We start from the raw sequence: 14,944 nt of genomic DNA, 5'->3' as shown, positions 1-14,944 counted from the left end.
TTTTCTTATAATCCCAGAACGGGGTCGACAAGAACCATTTTTCGTTAAAATTGAAAATTATCATTATCCATTTAGAATAACAATAAGTGGAATAATAAGAACATTACATTCACGAACAATACTTGGACTTCTAGTTCAGGGATTCTTTGCCTTAATTCCTGGAACTATTTTTACGTACTCTTTAATTTCCTTTTTCAGTTCAGGAGAAGGATTAATGCTTAATATTGGTCAGGCAAGTATATTTGCATTGGTTATAGCAAGTGGAAGAGCTTTAGGTTATCCAATCTTTGGGAAGATTGGGGATTATTTTACCTTAAAATATAGAGAACCTAAAGTTCGAGCCATAATAGCTGCTATATGTATGGCAGGCCAAGCTATATTCTTTTTTATAGCTTTTATTACGCTTAATAATAATTTTTTAAATGTTATTATGTTTGCAGGATTTTTTTGGATTGGAAGTTTTATTGGAGCTGCATCAGGGCCAAATCGAACCTCATTGATGTTTGAAGTGTCATTTCCTGAGCATCGTGGCAGTTTAGGATCATTATTTTCGTTAACTGATCAATTAGGAGAAGTTTTTGGATTAGTTTTCTCAACCTACGTTCTAAATCTTTATTCTTACATTGAAGTGTTCATTTTCAGTTTAGTTTTCTATTTGATAGCTGCTTTTATCTGGTCCTTGACTATTAGCAAAATTGATGTCGATAGATCACAAATAAAGATTGGAATGGAATCTCGAAAATCAATTATCCAAACCTCTGATATTAATTCTGCTAGCTAAAAGCTTTTTAAAAAGACTAACTCCTTGGATTTTAGGTAAAATAAAATTTTTTCCTCCAATAAATAAATTTAGAAAGTGATTTATATGCCAAGAAACTTATATTTAAGATCGGTTGCAGTCATGACATTTCTTTGGGGAATTGTTTTTGTCCTAGGAATGGTTTTGATCGCAGTCATTTCTCTAACAGGTGTTATTCCTCCCGGTTCTGAATTTTTGGTATTTCTTCTGCCAATAATATTTGCTTTTTTCTTTGTAGGGTTACAATATCTAATATCCCCTTGGATAATGGATATTACAATTTCTTGGGTTTATGACGCTACAAAATATAAAGTAGAAGAGTTACCAGGTCACATAAGGCAGTTTTTATATGAACAAATGGAACTCCATAATTTTTCTTTGAAATGGGTAGCTATAATCCATGATAATAACCCCAATGCTTTTACATATGGGCATACTAAGAAACGTGCGCGTTTAGTTATCACTGAAGGGATTATTAATTATCTGACAGAAGAAGAGCAGATAGCGGTTGTAGCTCATGAATGTGGGCATATCCGGAACAGAGATTTCATTTGGATGACCGTCGCTGCTGCAATTCCTCTAATTTGCTATTCTTTTTACCAAGGATTATGGACTTTTGCCCGTGTTTCAACTCGAACTTCTCGTGACGATGATGCTGCAAAAGTCGGAGCTATTGCCATGGCTGCAGCAGTAGGTGCTTATATTGCTTATTTTATCTCTCATTATGTTGTTCTACTCTTATCTCGTGTACGTGAGTATTATGCAGATTCCTTCAGTGCAGAAGCTACAGGGCAACCAGGCGCCTTATCTAGAGCATTAGTTAAAATTGCTTATGGAATGGTGAAATTCGATGCTGAAACAGACCAACGAATGAGAGATGAGAAACTTACTCCCGCAGTTCGAAGACAAGCTGCAAAACAAAAGGGTTTCATGACAGGGATGCGGTCGTTAGGCATTTTTGATGTTTCAGGAGCTAAACAACTTGCTATGGCTACTTATGGTCGTGGAATGGAGTTAAATGAAGAAACAGTTGCTCAAGCAGCTCAATGGGATCTTTCTAATCCATGGGGACGATTTCTTGAACTTTCATCTACTCATCCACTTCCCGCGAAACGAATTTTAGCACTCAATCGGATGCAAGAAGACCGAGGTATGAAACCTGATTTTCCTGGTGTTGGAAAAATAAAACTACCTGAAAGTTTATGGGATGAATTTTTAGCTGACCTATTCCTCTATTATATAGCTCCAATATTCTTCATTATTCTACCTATTTTAGGAGCTATCGCTGCAGAATTGATGGGATATCCACTTGAAATAGGTACAGGGATTGGCTTCTTATTATTTGCTCTGATTTGGAAATTACGAAGAAACGCTAAATATCCTAAAATCCGTGATTCAGACGATACAGTCACAGTAGTTCATTGTTTAACAGACCAGACAAAGGATGGGTATTATGAAGCGTCTCCACTACGTGGTAAAAAAGCTGTTTTTGAGGGAAGAGTTGTAGGCCGAGGAGTCCCCGGATTCTTCCTTTCTGAAGATCTAGTTATCCAAGATAATACTGGTATAATTACTTTGGATTATAGTCCAATTCTAGGTTTTATGTCATGGATCTTCGCTTTATTCCGAGTACCAAAGCTGCAAGGACAGATAGTCAAGGCTTATGGTTGGTATCACCGTGGACCTGGTCCTATACTACAGGTATGGAAAATCATTACACAAGATGGTAAGACATTCCAGAATCGCTGGTCTGGAGCGAATTGGGTGTTTATGTGGATTGTAGTTATCATTGGACTATTACTAATTGCAGCTGGATTGATTGCAATATAATATGCCAAAAAACCCCCCTCCTTTCTTTTTTTTACTCTAGCATTAAACCCATAGATTTCCGATACTTTTTTTGTGATTGAATTTCATCATAGGATATAGAACTTGTTATAATCCCAGATTCTCCAGAGGGAATTTTCTTAAGAATATTAAAGCCAACTTCTTCATTATTAGAGAATTTTTTAGACGGATCAACTATACAAGATGCTCCAGCACTCCAAAAAGGGTCACTAATTACTTGAGTAGCCCTATCACTAACTATTACACCTACTGCTGCTTCTTTTGCTCTTACAAGACTTAAATTATACCACATAAACCTTCCGTATGTTGTAAATTCTTTTTTTGGTAAAGTTGTAAGACTAGGACAAAAAAGAAGGTCAATATTTTTCTGAATCAACTCATCATGAATACTTGGGATCCAGAGATCACTACAAATACGAATACTTATTTTCCATCTTCCTATTTTACCTAAAAAATTCTTAGTTCCTTTAGATAATCCTCTTTTTCTTTCAAAACCAAATGGATTTTGTTTATCATATTGGCCAATGATTTCTCCCGAAGGATTAAATAAATGGCATCTATTATAATATAGGTTGTTTTCTTTAGTAAGTTGGCTTCCCCCTATTAACCAAACAGAATATTCATGTGCTAAGGATTCCAAAAAATTTAAAGATTTTTCAGTCGTTTCTGAGGATAATGTTTCAGTTCTAATTCCATTCCAATATTCAGGAAGACAAATGACCTGTGTTGTTTGAATTTCTTTATAATTCTTAAAAAGAGTTGAATAGGAATCAAATGTATTTTGTAACTGGTTATAATAAATTTTAGGTTGCAAAGAGCTTATTTCTAGACAATCATCATGGATCACCTTTCAATCATCCTATCTCTCACCAAATCAGTAATATCTATTGATTTAATCGGTGATTTCATTTTTCTAAGCGTATTATCGATGTTTATTTGACAAGAAGGACATGCATTAAGACATAAACTTATATTTATGTCTTCCATTTGTTTGATTAAGCGTTTTGCGATATCTTCTGCCATTTTGGGGTAATTTGCTAGTAATAATCCCCCTGCGCCACAACATAAAGCTCTACTTCTGTTATTTTCCATTTCTTGGTACTCTACACCAGGAAGGAGAGCAATTAGTTCTCTGGCAATTTCATAAACTCCGCAATGACGTCCGAGCTCACAAGGATCTTTGAAGGTTACTTTTATTGGTTTATTATTTCTTGGATTCAATTTTTTTGTTCTTATCAGATTTGTAATATATTCCATATGAGTAATTACTTTAAATGGCAAGTTATGGTTCAATAATTTAGGATATTCTTTGGTAAAAACTCGATAACATCCTGCGCATGATACCATTAGTGTTTGAATACCTAATTGGCTTATTTGAAAAATATTATGTCTGGCGATGTGTCTAGCTTCTTTAGGATTTCCACCTAATAGGAAGGGGTTTCCACAACAATATTCTTCTGGTGAAAATATACTTATTGGATTTGATGCAATTTGTGAAAGTTTTAAAATCGAAACAGGGGCACTTGCTGCTCTGCTTGAATATGATGCAACACATCCAATAAAATATCCAATTTCTGCTCTTTTATTTACCCATTTTTCATAAATTTCCTCGACATCAACACTCCAAAAGTTACGGTCTTCTTGATCTAGATTATAGATATTATTGGATCTTATTAAATGTTCAAAAGATCTTTTTGTACCTTCCGGAAGATACTTCTGAACTAGTTCTTTCAATTCAGAATAGACATCAGTTAATGGAATATCCACTAGACAAACTTCAGAGCATGCTCCACAAAATGTACATTGAAATAAACCTTCACTTAATGCTGCTAGCCCCTGTGATTCAGATAGTAATCCTTTAGAAAGATATCTGGCGGTAAGCATCTTCCCTCTACCTGTTGCTATTTCATGCTTTATAGAACGAAAAGTCGGACATGCAGCTTCATTATCAATGCAATAAGCGCAGTAGGCACATATGAAAAATTCATCATAAAGCGATAAAGCCTTTAAATTCACTGCAAATAACTCCGACTTAAATATTATTCTCATTATTGATTAATTATTTTTTTAATTATTCGGAATGAGCTTTTATAAAAAATTGAAAAATCAAAAAATTTTTTAAAAAGGAACATAACCATATCCCATTAAAAATTCTTGTTCTTCAGGTGTCAAAGAGTCTCCTGCATCCCTTTTTTTAATCAAATTTTGTATTTTTTCTTCAATCTTTCCATATGTTTGCTTGTATTCTGTTTCTGCAAGCATTTTCTTTAATTGACCGATTTTTCCTTTTAGTGCTTCCACTTCTTCTTGTTTTGATTCTATTTCAATTTTCAAGTCTTCAACACGTTGAAGATGTTTGACAAAATCTTGGTGAGCTTCGTCCTCTGATTCTTTTAGAGGTTTTATCCGTACATAAAGATTCTGAATTCGTTCTGAAGCCTCCCTTTTTTCTGATTCCTCTTTTGATATCTGTTTTTCGAGGTCTTGAATTTCATGTTCTAATTTTTCCTTAGTTTCTGGGATATTACCTAAATAATCGGCAACTATTGCTTCATTTTGTTTTTCTAAAAGGGTTATTCTTTCTTCTACTTTTTGTATTTCTTCTATTAAAATATCTTCATCTTCCTTTGAAAGAGAAGTAGTTTGTTGTTTAAATTCAAGTTCATAAAGATGATATCTTAATTCCATCAATGACAATTGGCTCAATTGCTCGCTAGTTAAAATTTTGAACAATGGACCTTCTTGATTTTTCGCTTGTCGTTTCAAAAAATCTCTTCGTTTTTTCAATCCATCCAGAGTATTCTTCTGTGAATCACGTATTTCAACATCAGGAGAAACCTTTTCAAATAAAGACTGCCTCTCATTTTTGTATCGATCTCTTAGTTTACGAAATCGTGTTGTGAGTTTTTGTTCCTTCCGTAGTTCTTCTCTCATTGCTTTGATTTGGGTGATTAGTGCATTTTGCTGCTCATAATGGAGCTGTAATTGATCCTTTAAACGTTTTTCATTAGGATATGAAATATCATCACTTCCAAATTTTATTATTCATTTGAACAAGAACGTATGATAATTCTATTATCATTAAACACCTCTGAAGATGATTAAAACAGATCAAGAAAGATATCTATCATAAATGTAATGCTTTCATCACCTTAGGGAAAAACAGACTCTTTTTAAGAGGTTATCCTACCATCTCAAAAATGATTGATTTTAGATATTCTAATTAATTTTCATTTTCTTGGGAAATATTTCACTCTCTATACCTAGAAATCAAGGAGAATACAAAATGGATTTCTTTGAAGTAGTAATTCGGAATAAAAGATATAAAAATTTTAATAAAGATCAAATAAGGCTAAATACTGATGAAATTAAGCAGTTAATCGCTTGTGCTCAACTTGCTCCTACAATTTCAGAAAATCAAAATTATACTTTTATTATAATTGATGATTCAAAAATCAAACAGGACCTTATAGAACTAGTCAGTAATGCTGAATGGTTGATTAATGCCTCTATTATTTTAGCTGTTGTCGTTGTAACAGTTTCGGAAACCTCTGAAGATTTAGATGATACAAATATAATTGATGCAATTGTTGCAAGTGCCCAATTAATGATGGGTGCTACTGCGAATCATTTAGGCTGTGATTTAATCGTTGAGTTTAATCAAGAAGGCATTAAATCTTTATTAAATATAATTGATGAAAGATTAGAAGTTATTGCTTTGATTCCAATCGGTAAAACTGAAGGTGAAGGATCAAAAGGTTATAAAAGATCTCTAAGTGAACTTAGTCATTATAATTCTCTTGGAAATCCATATCCCTATGATTAGTTCTTTGGTGACAACCAATATGGATAAATCATCACTTCCAGTAGATGTAGAGGGATATTTAATCGTTGAGGTTCAAAATTATCGTTTTGCGATTCCAATAAGTTCATTAAATGGAATTGAACCATATAAAATGATGGAATTAAGGTCTTTTTACGAATATAATTATACTAAATCGTTTAAACGAGTTATTAATCTCGAATCACTTTTAAAATTAGAAAAACGGGAAGTAGTTATTACTGATCAGACGAGAATTTTGAATTATGTAAGAGAAAAAGGAAATGAAATAATTCGAGTAAGAATAGACCAAATAAGCGGATATATTAAGATAAATAAGAGGGATATTCAAAAGATTAATGAACCTCAAATGCCATTTATAACTCATTCAATAGATTTTTATCAACAAACTATTCCGATATTAAATTTATTTAATATTATAAACAATGAAATATTACTCACTGAACATTCATTTAAATGAATAATAACTTTAGAGGATAATTGTGAAGGAGAAAAATATTAATAGGAAAAATATCGTTATTAATTTGAATAGGGGTAAAATTTGAGTCAAAAAAGTAATATTCAGATAGTATTTACTCTATTCACAGAGAGAGCTAGACTTCATGCTTTCCTAAATTCCTCTCTCTCTCACTCTGCTACTTCCTTTAATCTTTTAATTTTCCAAAAGGAAGGAAATGATGTAGTATTTGATTCTAATATTTCTAATTCCTATAATATTATTACCTATACTGTGCCAAAATCTAAATTGATCTATTGGAAAACTAAATTTCATTCTTCTCTTGAATCCATATCAGTTGGGTCATCAATTAATGAAAAAATCTTCTATCTTTTAGATTTTACTTTAATTAAACCAACTAAAGGTTTTGTTAAATTTATTGAGCAAGAAATATCCAGTAGGTTAAGTTCAATCAATAAATCAATTACTATTTTTTCTCTTTTTCTTGAATCTAGTATGAGTAATAAAACAACAATTCAAATGGCAATGGAATATCCATTTATCTGTTTAAATAACACTAATATTACCCCAAATTTTTTTTATGATGCTCAAAATCAAGGAAAATTTCCTAAAAGCTTTAGAGAGTTCTATCAACCCATTCAAATTCTCATTGAAGAACTGTCTAAAAGATCTTTAGAGTTAGAAAGCTTAAATAAAGAGATATTTTTATTATCAACACAGAACAGTATTCTTGAATCCACAGTCTCTGCGTATATTTCACAGGAAAAAATAGACAAGATTAAAAGCCCAGTTCAAGCTGATATTGTTTCTTTACTAAAGTACAAGGACTTGAAAGAGAAATTTGATCAAAAGTCACAAATGCTCTACACAATAACTCATGATTTAAAATCGCCTTTAGCTGCAATTCAAGGTTTTGCTGAAATTCTAAAACAGGGTCTAGCTGGACCGATAACTGATGAGATGGACAAACATCTGGGTATTATCATTTCAAATTCCAAACGGTTAGCACGAATGATCGGAAGTATACTTGAATATGAGCGCTATGATAGTAGTGATTATGAGATTACTAAAGAACGACTGAATATTAGCGAAGTCTTTAGTGAAGTAAAAATGAGTTTACTACCACAAATGATCAGTCGGGGTCAAAAAATAGAGATTTTTGCTTCTGATCAACTCGAAATAATGGCAAGTAAAGAACTAATTATAAGAGCAGTGCAAAATCTTGTGGATAATGCAGTAAAGTACTCTCCTCCTGAAAAAGGAGAGATTAAAATGTTCGCAGAAGAGGTGGAAATAAAAGGTAAAATAACTGTTAAAATCACAATTAAAGATAATGGTTTTGGGTTTACAAAAGAATCTTTAAAGAAAGTTTTTGAACCCTTTACAAAATTTGAACCTGGTTCTCAATCAACTGGCCTAGGGTTGTCAATTACAAAGAAAATAATTGAGGATATTCATGGGGGTTCAATTACGATTAATTCTCCTGGAAGAAATTTAGGAACTACTGTAGTGATCATATTACCAAAATTTTAGAAATCCTCCCATGAGTAGAATTCAATAATTTATAACATATAATTTAAATGGAATAATTTATTGAATGGAATGAAAGAGAATGCAAATCAATCCACTTAAACTCCTAGAAAAAGAGTTTATATTATTAGTTCTTCAATATCTCCATCTTAATCCAAATGGTCGAACATTAGAGCAAATTTCTTCATCAGTAGATCATAATGTTGACCCATCGATTATTAATTCTTGTTTAAAGACATTATATGATCTTGGATTGGTAATTATTTTACAGGGTGAAGAGGAATTTTCAATTCTTTATGCACTTACAGGTAAAGGAAGGTATGCAAGTGAAATTGTCTGGGATCTATTCCGAATAATTATCAATCCACAAGATTCAGATGATTTAGGTGGAGATGTTCTCGATTTTTATCGATAATTTTTGAGAAATTATCCAAAATGTACAGTAATTGATATATTTTCTCACTAAGAGCGTTTATTTATGTCTTTTGCAGACCCCAAGCTACAGGCCTTACTTAAAAAACAAAAATATCAGTTATATGGTAAAAACACAGCAGTTAAGAAGTGTAATTGGGCTCATAACGCGTTAAAACAAGATCTGTATTGTTATAAACGATTTTATGGCATACACTCACATCGATGTATTCAATTTAGTCCTACTCTTATTTGCAATTTTACCTGTCAATTTTGTTGGAGGATTCATGAGTCAGATATTGGAATAAAAAGCATGTTTCAAAAATATAAGTCCATGAATTCTGATGATTTAAGAGAAATCTTTGATCCTCCAGAAGAGGTAGTAAAAGGAATAATATGGGGTCAACAGAGAATTATGTGTGGTTATAAGCCTTTTATTACTCCTGAGAAATACCTAGAGGCAATGACTCCTAGACATGCAACTTTAAGTCTTACTGGAGAACCTTTTCTCTACCCTTGGATTCCTGAACTTATTGATAAATTGAAAAAAGCTGGATTAACTGTATTTATTGTAACAAATGGTACTTATCCTGATATATTGAGAGAAATACTTATTAAAAAGAGTTATCCTACTCAATTCTATGTAACCCTCCCTACTCCAGATATAAAAGATTTTTTGAATATACATCGACCATTAGAAAAAGAAAAGGCTTATTATCAAATTCTAGAAACTCTCAAAATAGTTGGAAACGGAGTTCCTTTTCGTACAGTTGGTCGTTTGACCGTTGCGGATGGTTTAAATCTTGATAACGCATTAGGATATGCTTCCTTAATTAAACTTATGAAACCTTCTTTCATTGAGGTAAAAGGAGTTGTTCATGTTGGTGCAGCAGAGAAGCGATTACCAAGATCTGCAATGCCTCAACATGAAAAAATTTATGAATTTTCAAAAGAATTAGAATCTTTAACTGGATATAGCATTATAAAAGAATCTAGTGTTAGTAGATTAATAATTTTAACAAATTATTCTGAAAATCTAATTGTTCCTCAACTTGAAAGTAATTTCTATAATTTACCAGTATTAAATGATTAAGATTCGTTTGAATTTAATGCACTTGGGCTTTAATGAGGTTGAAAAAAGAGATTCAGGTAAAATTATCTAGTATCAATTACTTTATTAAATACTATCACTTCATTATTTTCAAAAGGTGAATAGGTTTTGGAGCTCACAGAAAAAACAATTGACTCCTGCACAAGAATACGCTTGAAGTCTGGTGAAAGTATTGAAATCCACTTAATAACTAATGATACGGGAAAAAAAAGTTTAATTTTTGAAAAAAAAGATAGTTCGCTTATTCTTGGGCATAAAGAGATGAATGATTTCATAAATCTTTTTGCAGAGTTCTTGAACGAGATGTAATAGGTGATTTCGAATGGAGATTGAATATCAAGATAAAGAAAGTATAACATGGTGTTTAGATCGAGAAGGGCCTAGAATTTGTTTATTAGCAATCCGAAAAGCGCAAAAGATTGAAAAAATAAAGATTGAGTCTGAATCTTTCGCCTTGGAATTAGATGGTGAGGAAGTTGGAGTCTTTTTAGACATTTTACGAAAAGTAACAGGTATCAAAGAACTCCCATTAATTAAAACTGAGAAGTTAAGGAAAGAAAAAGAAGATTTAATTATAGATCATTCAATATTATCCCAAATAGAATCTCATGAAGAGATTCAAGAAACTCCAGATGACTATTCTGATCAAGTAATAATTCCCCCACTGATTGATCAAACAGATAAAATTACTATTCAGGATGCTGATGACTCTACTCATTTTGAAGAAGGATATAAAGTAGAAACTACATTAGAAGACGATGTGGAAGCGACTGTAGATGATATAAGCCAAAAATATTTTGCGGAAGTCTTAGAACCACGTCCTCCTGAAATTCCTGCCACATCAGAAATTCTAGAGATACTCAAAAAAACTGAATCCGCGGTTGATAAAATATTAATGGCTGAAGACGTGAAAGAAGAAATTATTGATCCAACTGAAGATGTTGCATCTTTTTTTCGTGAATCCCGTCAAAAATCTCCACTTGAAGAACTTCTAGATAAGGATGGAAACATTCGTGAGGATTTAGGAGATCCAATAAAAGTTCCTGACTATACTAAAAAGATTGAAGCATTTAAAGACTTAGATGAGACTGAAAAATCCTTAGATCACCAAACAGAGTCATTTATAAAGAAATTTGATACAAAAGATGCCTTAAATATTCTTGATTCTTCTCAAAAAGAAAAAGTGGAATCAAAGGATTCAATTGAAGAAGAGTTTCAACCATCAAGTCAAATATCAATCCAAAAAGATTCTACTCCTAGAGTAGAATATCAAACTGAAGCTGAAAGACGAGCAGCTATTGAAAAGGAAAGAGCTGAACGACGTCGTCGTTTATGGGAATTGACCAGAGGATTCTAAAAAAATTTAATTATGTTTTATAATTGAATTTCAACCTCATTCATTAAATTTTTAGGATATTTTCACTTATTTGGACGAATGGAGGAATATTCTATTCATAATTCAGAGAAAGAAATAACCAAAGTAATCGTTATTTTACATGCCTATCAGCCACCGACTCAAGAGGAAAAAATACTCGATAGGATTGTTAAAAATTGCTATCTCCCTGTAATAAGTTCACTATTAGAAAATTCAAATTTTAAGATAACATTAAATATTAACGCAAGTTTAGTTGAGCTTTTAGAACCAAAATATCCCAATATTATTGAAGAACTCATAACACTAGCAGAAAATAAACAACTTGAATTCCTAGAAACAGGGGCTTATCATCCAATTCTCCCCTTATTATCAGAGAAAGAAGCAAAGTTACAGATTGAGATGAATAATAGAATAAATTCTGGAGTATTTGGGAAGGTTTGGATGCCAAAGGGATTTTGGCCACCTGAATTAGCAGTTTCTAAAGCTCTTGCTACATTAGTTGAGTCATTGGGGTATCATTATATGGTTGTACCAGAGATTTCCGTTAGTTCAAACACACCATTTCCCATCCCTTTATTAACTAGGGTTTCTGTTTACCCTAATGCTCCTCATCTTAGTTTAATCAACCGAAATCACGAAATTTCTAACAATATATCCTTTAAAAAATATCCTTCAATAGATAATTTAAAAGAACACATTAAAATGCTAAAAATTTCCCAACCTGAAGGCGTTGTCGTTATTGCCACTGATCTAGAAACCTTTGGGGAGCATCATTTGAATTATGACAAATTCTTAGTTAAAATTTTGCAATCCTTTGATTCATGTACCGCCTCAACACTTTTAACAATGCCTAAGCAACCTATAGTACAATTTCGAGAAAGTAGCTGGAGTACTTCTGAAGAGGATCTTTATCGGAATATTCCATATCCTCTTTGGAGTTATCCAGGAAATTCGATTCATGACCTACTCAATATTCATCAAGACTTGCTTTCAAATGCCATTGCTCTTTTATTAGCTAAAAAAGATGAAAATGATTATGATGTGAAAATTGCATTAAAAGAACATGCAAAAGCTCAATATTCCTGCGTGAGCTGGTGGGCTTCTACAAAAGATCATTTTAGTAAAAAAATGATAGTAGAGGGGTTTCATTCTCAAAAAAAAGCTCTAAAAAAAATATTAGAAGCTCTTAATGGTCATTTAATTGAAGAATCAGTTTTACTGAAATTTTCTAATGATATCGGGAGGCGTATTGAACAGTATTTATCCCGAATAAGGTGATTTTTGGGTGAAAGGTTGATGGATGGCATTAAAATTCTTAAAAAATTAATTTCATATGATACTATCAATGATCCTACAAATAATCGGTTCCCTAATGGTAAAATACTTGATTATTTAGATAAACTTCTGAAAGAATGGAATCCTGGATATAGGGCTAAAATTTTTGATATAAATAATTATAAATCAATCTATTTTGCCCCTACTCTTAAGAATCCTGTAGATATCCTTTTCATGGGTCATTTGGATGTAGTACCAGTTTCTAAAGAATGGATCTCTGATCCTTTTGATTTAAAAATTGAGAATAAAATAGCCTATGGTCGTGGAACCAAAGATTGTAAAGGTTCAATAGTTTCCTGCCTATTAGCTTTAAAATCACTAATAGAGGAACACAATCATATAATACAGAAAATAGGCTTTTATTTTTCTTCTGATGAAGAAACTGGAGGACAATATGGAGCTAAAATGTTTTTCGATTGGTTAAAAAAAGAGAATTTATCCCCCTTATATGTTATAAATGTTGATGGGGGACCACGTGTAGTGAATAAACGTAGAGCTGGTTTTGGAGTTAAAATACATCTTCCATCTAATCGTCAAAAAATTAAAGGGAGATTATATTCCAAGAATTTTAATACCCGAATTCTAGAAGATGATAACCGCCATAGTGCATATTTTGTAAAAGGATGTGACACTCATGCAGCTATATCTCTATCAAAGTTTCTTCATTTAAACAGAAATTTAAAAGTTCATTCGATTTATGGGTCTTGGATAAAAGGAAATGTTATTCCAGATCAAATAACTGTTGAATTAATAGATCCTGTAAACGAAGGAACTGAATTCATTGAATATGATGATAATCTTGCACAGATTTTAACTGCTTTACGAAGTATAGTTCTCTTACATGTCCCAACCAAAATAATCAGTGAATTCGGAATAACTGTTAATCCAAATATAATTTCTTATTCAGAAATTGATGGAACTACCATATATTTTGATGTTCGTTTATTTTTGCCTTCTGAAGAAAAAGAATTATTAATTGAATCATTTAAAGCTCAACTGGGGTCCTTAAAAGCAATAACAACGATTTCTTGTCCTGGAACTTCTGGATATTTTTATACAGATAAAACTTCCCACCTTGTATCTGTTGCTGAAAATGTATTACATGATTATAATTTGATTAGTGATTCCTGTGAGCAAGAAGGAGCTTCAGATTCACGTTATACAAATGGAATCCCTGTGATTGATTTAGGACCATTTGGGGGTAATGTTCACGGTTCAAATGAGTTTATTAACTTGGAATCTTTAGTGATGTTTTCTAATATCTATAAAGAGATAATTAAAAGGTTGATTAAAGAGGAAAAATAAAATTCCTTTCTATTACAACATCTGTATTGAAATTATGATTTCTTACGATATTTAATTCTCTTATTATACGAAGATTTAATTAGGGATGATATTTTTTGGACTTCTTGTAAGAAAAAATTATGGTCAATTATCAATGTTACCACCAAATGCCATTTATAATATAGATTGCAGGGAAGGATTGACCCAAATACCACAAGAGTCAATTGATTTACTATTAACCGATCCTCCTTTTGGTATTGATTTCCAAAATGTAGGATCACAATATAATAGAAAACAGAAGGAGCTAGGGCATAATTATATTGAAATACCTGAAAATGAATACTATGAGTTCACATTAAGTTGGATTAAAGCTGCCTATAACATCATGAAACCAACTGCAAGTGGTTTTATTTTCTCTGGTTGGAATAATCTAAGCGATATCTTGAATGTTTTGACAGAAGTAGGATTTCGGTTGGTTAATCATATTATTTGGAAATATCAATTTGGTGTTTTCACAAAAAACCGTTTCACATCAAGTCATTATCATATATTATATATAACAAAGCTTTCTGAAAAAGATGACAAAACCAGAATATTTAATCGTCTTCCAGAATATTCAAATTCTAAATTACCTGGGAAATTATATTTTGAAGATGTATGGTACATTAATCGTGATTATCAGAAAGGAGGGAAGAAAACTCCAACAAGGTTACCTCTTGAAGTAACTGATAAATGTTTATTAATTGGGAGTAAAGAAGGAGATATGATTTTAGAACCGTTTTGTGGTAGTGGATCAGTAATTTTATCTTGTATAAAACATAAACGTCAATACTATGGATTTGAACTTTCGAAACCAATTTTTGATGTAGCTGAAACTCGAATCAACGAATTCAAGCAACAATTAGACAGTAAGAAATATAAATTAGACATTTTCTTGAAGGAAATTTAGAAAT

15 protein-coding genes are annotated in these 14,944 nt (G+C 32.0%); 12 read left to right on the top strand and 3 right to left on the bottom strand.

The genetic code is table 11. The annotated features are described in order from the left end of the window. Both ACWVCY_RS00775 and ACWVCY_RS00770 read left to right on the top strand, forming a co-directional pair. On the top strand, positions 1 to 781 hold a 781-nt coding region (locus ACWVCY_RS00775), incomplete at its 5' end, for an MFS transporter (RefSeq protein WP_455139481.1). An 84-nt stretch (positions 782 to 865) separates the two neighbouring features. Then, entirely contained in the window at positions 866 to 2,629 is a 1,764-nt protein-coding gene (locus ACWVCY_RS00770; protein WP_455139479.1) for a M48 family metalloprotease, read from the top strand. Positions 2,630 to 2,660: 31 nt separating this feature from the next. Here the strand turns inward: ACWVCY_RS00770 and ACWVCY_RS00765 are convergent, their stop codons facing one another. The 3 genes from ACWVCY_RS00765 to ACWVCY_RS00755 all read right to left on the bottom strand — a co-directional run bounded on the left by ACWVCY_RS00765 (position 2,661) and on the right by ACWVCY_RS00755 (position 5,581). Next, complete coding sequence (locus ACWVCY_RS00765; protein ID WP_455139477.1) at positions 2,661 to 3,494, bottom strand: carbon-nitrogen hydrolase family protein; 834 nt, start codon at positions 3,492 to 3,494, stop codon at positions 2,661 to 2,663. After that, positions 3,491 to 4,663 carry a (Fe-S)-binding protein gene (locus ACWVCY_RS00760; RefSeq protein WP_455139475.1) on the bottom strand — a complete coding sequence of 391 codons (1,173 nt, stop codon included), beginning with the start codon at positions 4,661 to 4,663 and terminating at the stop codon, positions 3,491 to 3,493. The genes ACWVCY_RS00765 and ACWVCY_RS00760 overlap by 4 nt, the downstream gene beginning before the upstream one ends. Before the next feature lie 102 nt (positions 4,664 to 4,765). Then, positions 4,766 to 5,581 (bottom strand): hypothetical protein, encoded by an 816-nt coding sequence (locus tag ACWVCY_RS00755; protein ID WP_455139473.1) that lies wholly within the window; start codon positions 5,579 to 5,581, stop codon positions 4,766 to 4,768. Positions 5,582 to 5,933: 352 nt separating this feature from the next. Between ACWVCY_RS00755 and ACWVCY_RS00750 the strand changes: the two genes are divergently transcribed. The 10 genes from ACWVCY_RS00750 to ACWVCY_RS00705 all read left to right on the top strand — a co-directional run bounded on the left by ACWVCY_RS00750 (position 5,934) and on the right by ACWVCY_RS00705 (position 14,940). Further along, complete coding sequence (locus ACWVCY_RS00750) at positions 5,934 to 6,473, top strand: hypothetical protein (protein WP_455139471.1); 540 nt, start codon at positions 5,934 to 5,936, stop codon at positions 6,471 to 6,473. 19 nt (positions 6,474 to 6,492) lie between these two features. Then, positions 6,493 to 6,948 carry a chemotaxis protein CheW gene (locus tag ACWVCY_RS00745; RefSeq protein ID WP_455139469.1) on the top strand — a complete coding sequence of 152 codons (456 nt, stop codon included), beginning with the start codon at positions 6,493 to 6,495 and terminating at the stop codon, positions 6,946 to 6,948. An 81-nt stretch (positions 6,949 to 7,029) separates the two neighbouring features. Beyond that, the gene (locus ACWVCY_RS00740; RefSeq protein WP_455139467.1) at positions 7,030 to 8,478 is read left to right on the top strand and encodes a sensor histidine kinase; all 1,449 of its coding nucleotides are present in this window, start codon (positions 7,030 to 7,032) and stop codon (positions 8,476 to 8,478) included. A 79-nt stretch (positions 8,479 to 8,557) separates the two neighbouring features. Further along, on the top strand, positions 8,558 to 8,890 hold the full coding sequence (locus tag ACWVCY_RS00735) for a hypothetical protein (protein ID WP_455139465.1): 333 nt from the start codon (positions 8,558 to 8,560) through the stop codon (positions 8,888 to 8,890). A gap of 63 nt (positions 8,891 to 8,953) precedes the next feature. After that, entirely contained in the window at positions 8,954 to 9,979 is a 1,026-nt protein-coding gene (locus ACWVCY_RS00730) for a radical SAM protein (protein WP_455139463.1), read from the top strand. Between the two features lie 126 nt (positions 9,980 to 10,105). Then, entirely contained in the window at positions 10,106 to 10,306 is a 201-nt protein-coding gene (locus ACWVCY_RS00725; RefSeq protein WP_455139461.1) for a hypothetical protein, read from the top strand. A gap of 13 nt (positions 10,307 to 10,319) precedes the next feature. Next, positions 10,320 to 11,354 (top strand): hypothetical protein, encoded by a 1,035-nt coding sequence (locus ACWVCY_RS00720; protein WP_455139459.1) that lies wholly within the window; start codon positions 10,320 to 10,322, stop codon positions 11,352 to 11,354. 78 nt (positions 11,355 to 11,432) lie between these two features. Continuing rightward, a complete protein-coding gene (locus ACWVCY_RS00715) occupies positions 11,433 to 12,650 on the top strand; it encodes a hypothetical protein (protein ID WP_455139457.1) in 1,218 nt (405 codons plus the stop codon). A gap of 18 nt (positions 12,651 to 12,668) precedes the next feature. Beyond that, complete coding sequence (locus ACWVCY_RS00710; RefSeq protein WP_455139455.1) at positions 12,669 to 14,012, top strand: M20/M25/M40 family metallo-hydrolase; 1,344 nt, start codon at positions 12,669 to 12,671, stop codon at positions 14,010 to 14,012. A gap of 133 nt (positions 14,013 to 14,145) precedes the next feature. After that, positions 14,146 to 14,940: a DNA-methyltransferase gene (locus ACWVCY_RS00705; RefSeq protein ID WP_455139453.1), complete on the top strand. Its 795-nt coding sequence runs from the start codon at positions 14,146 to 14,148 to the stop codon at positions 14,938 to 14,940. The last annotated feature ends 4 nt before the right edge of the window (positions 14,941 to 14,944 follow it).

This window comes from Candidatus Hodarchaeum mangrovi, from assembly GCF_975850365.1.
This window is presented reverse-complemented; position numbering and strand designations above follow the sequence as displayed.

What these genes read in the sequence shown, in the direction of transcription:
- ACWVCY_RS00770 (WP_455139479.1), top strand. Translation starts at nt 866, where the DNA reads ATGCCAAGAAACTTATATTTAAGATCGGTTGCAGTCATGACATTTCTT.
- ACWVCY_RS00755 (WP_455139473.1), bottom strand. Translation starts at nt 5,581, where the DNA reads ATGAGAGAAGAACTACGGAAGGAACAAAAACTCACAACACGATTTCGT.
- ACWVCY_RS00750 (WP_455139471.1), top strand. Translation starts at nt 5,934, where the DNA reads ATGGATTTCTTTGAAGTAGTAATTCGGAATAAAAGATATAAAAATTTT.
- ACWVCY_RS00745 (WP_455139469.1), top strand. Translation starts at nt 6,493, where the DNA reads ATGGATAAATCATCACTTCCAGTAGATGTAGAGGGATATTTAATCGTT.
- ACWVCY_RS00735 (WP_455139465.1), top strand. Translation starts at nt 8,558, where the DNA reads ATGCAAATCAATCCACTTAAACTCCTAGAAAAAGAGTTTATATTATTA.
- ACWVCY_RS00730 (WP_455139463.1), top strand. Translation starts at nt 8,954, where the DNA reads ATGTCTTTTGCAGACCCCAAGCTACAGGCCTTACTTAAAAAACAAAAA.
- ACWVCY_RS00720 (WP_455139459.1), top strand. Translation starts at nt 10,320, where the DNA reads ATGGAGATTGAATATCAAGATAAAGAAAGTATAACATGGTGTTTAGAT.
- ACWVCY_RS00715 (WP_455139457.1), top strand. Translation starts at nt 11,433, where the DNA reads ATGGAGGAATATTCTATTCATAATTCAGAGAAAGAAATAACCAAAGTA.
- ACWVCY_RS00710 (WP_455139455.1), top strand. Translation starts at nt 12,669, where the DNA reads ATGGATGGCATTAAAATTCTTAAAAAATTAATTTCATATGATACTATC.
- ACWVCY_RS00705 (WP_455139453.1), top strand. Translation starts at nt 14,146, where the DNA reads ATGTTACCACCAAATGCCATTTATAATATAGATTGCAGGGAAGGATTG.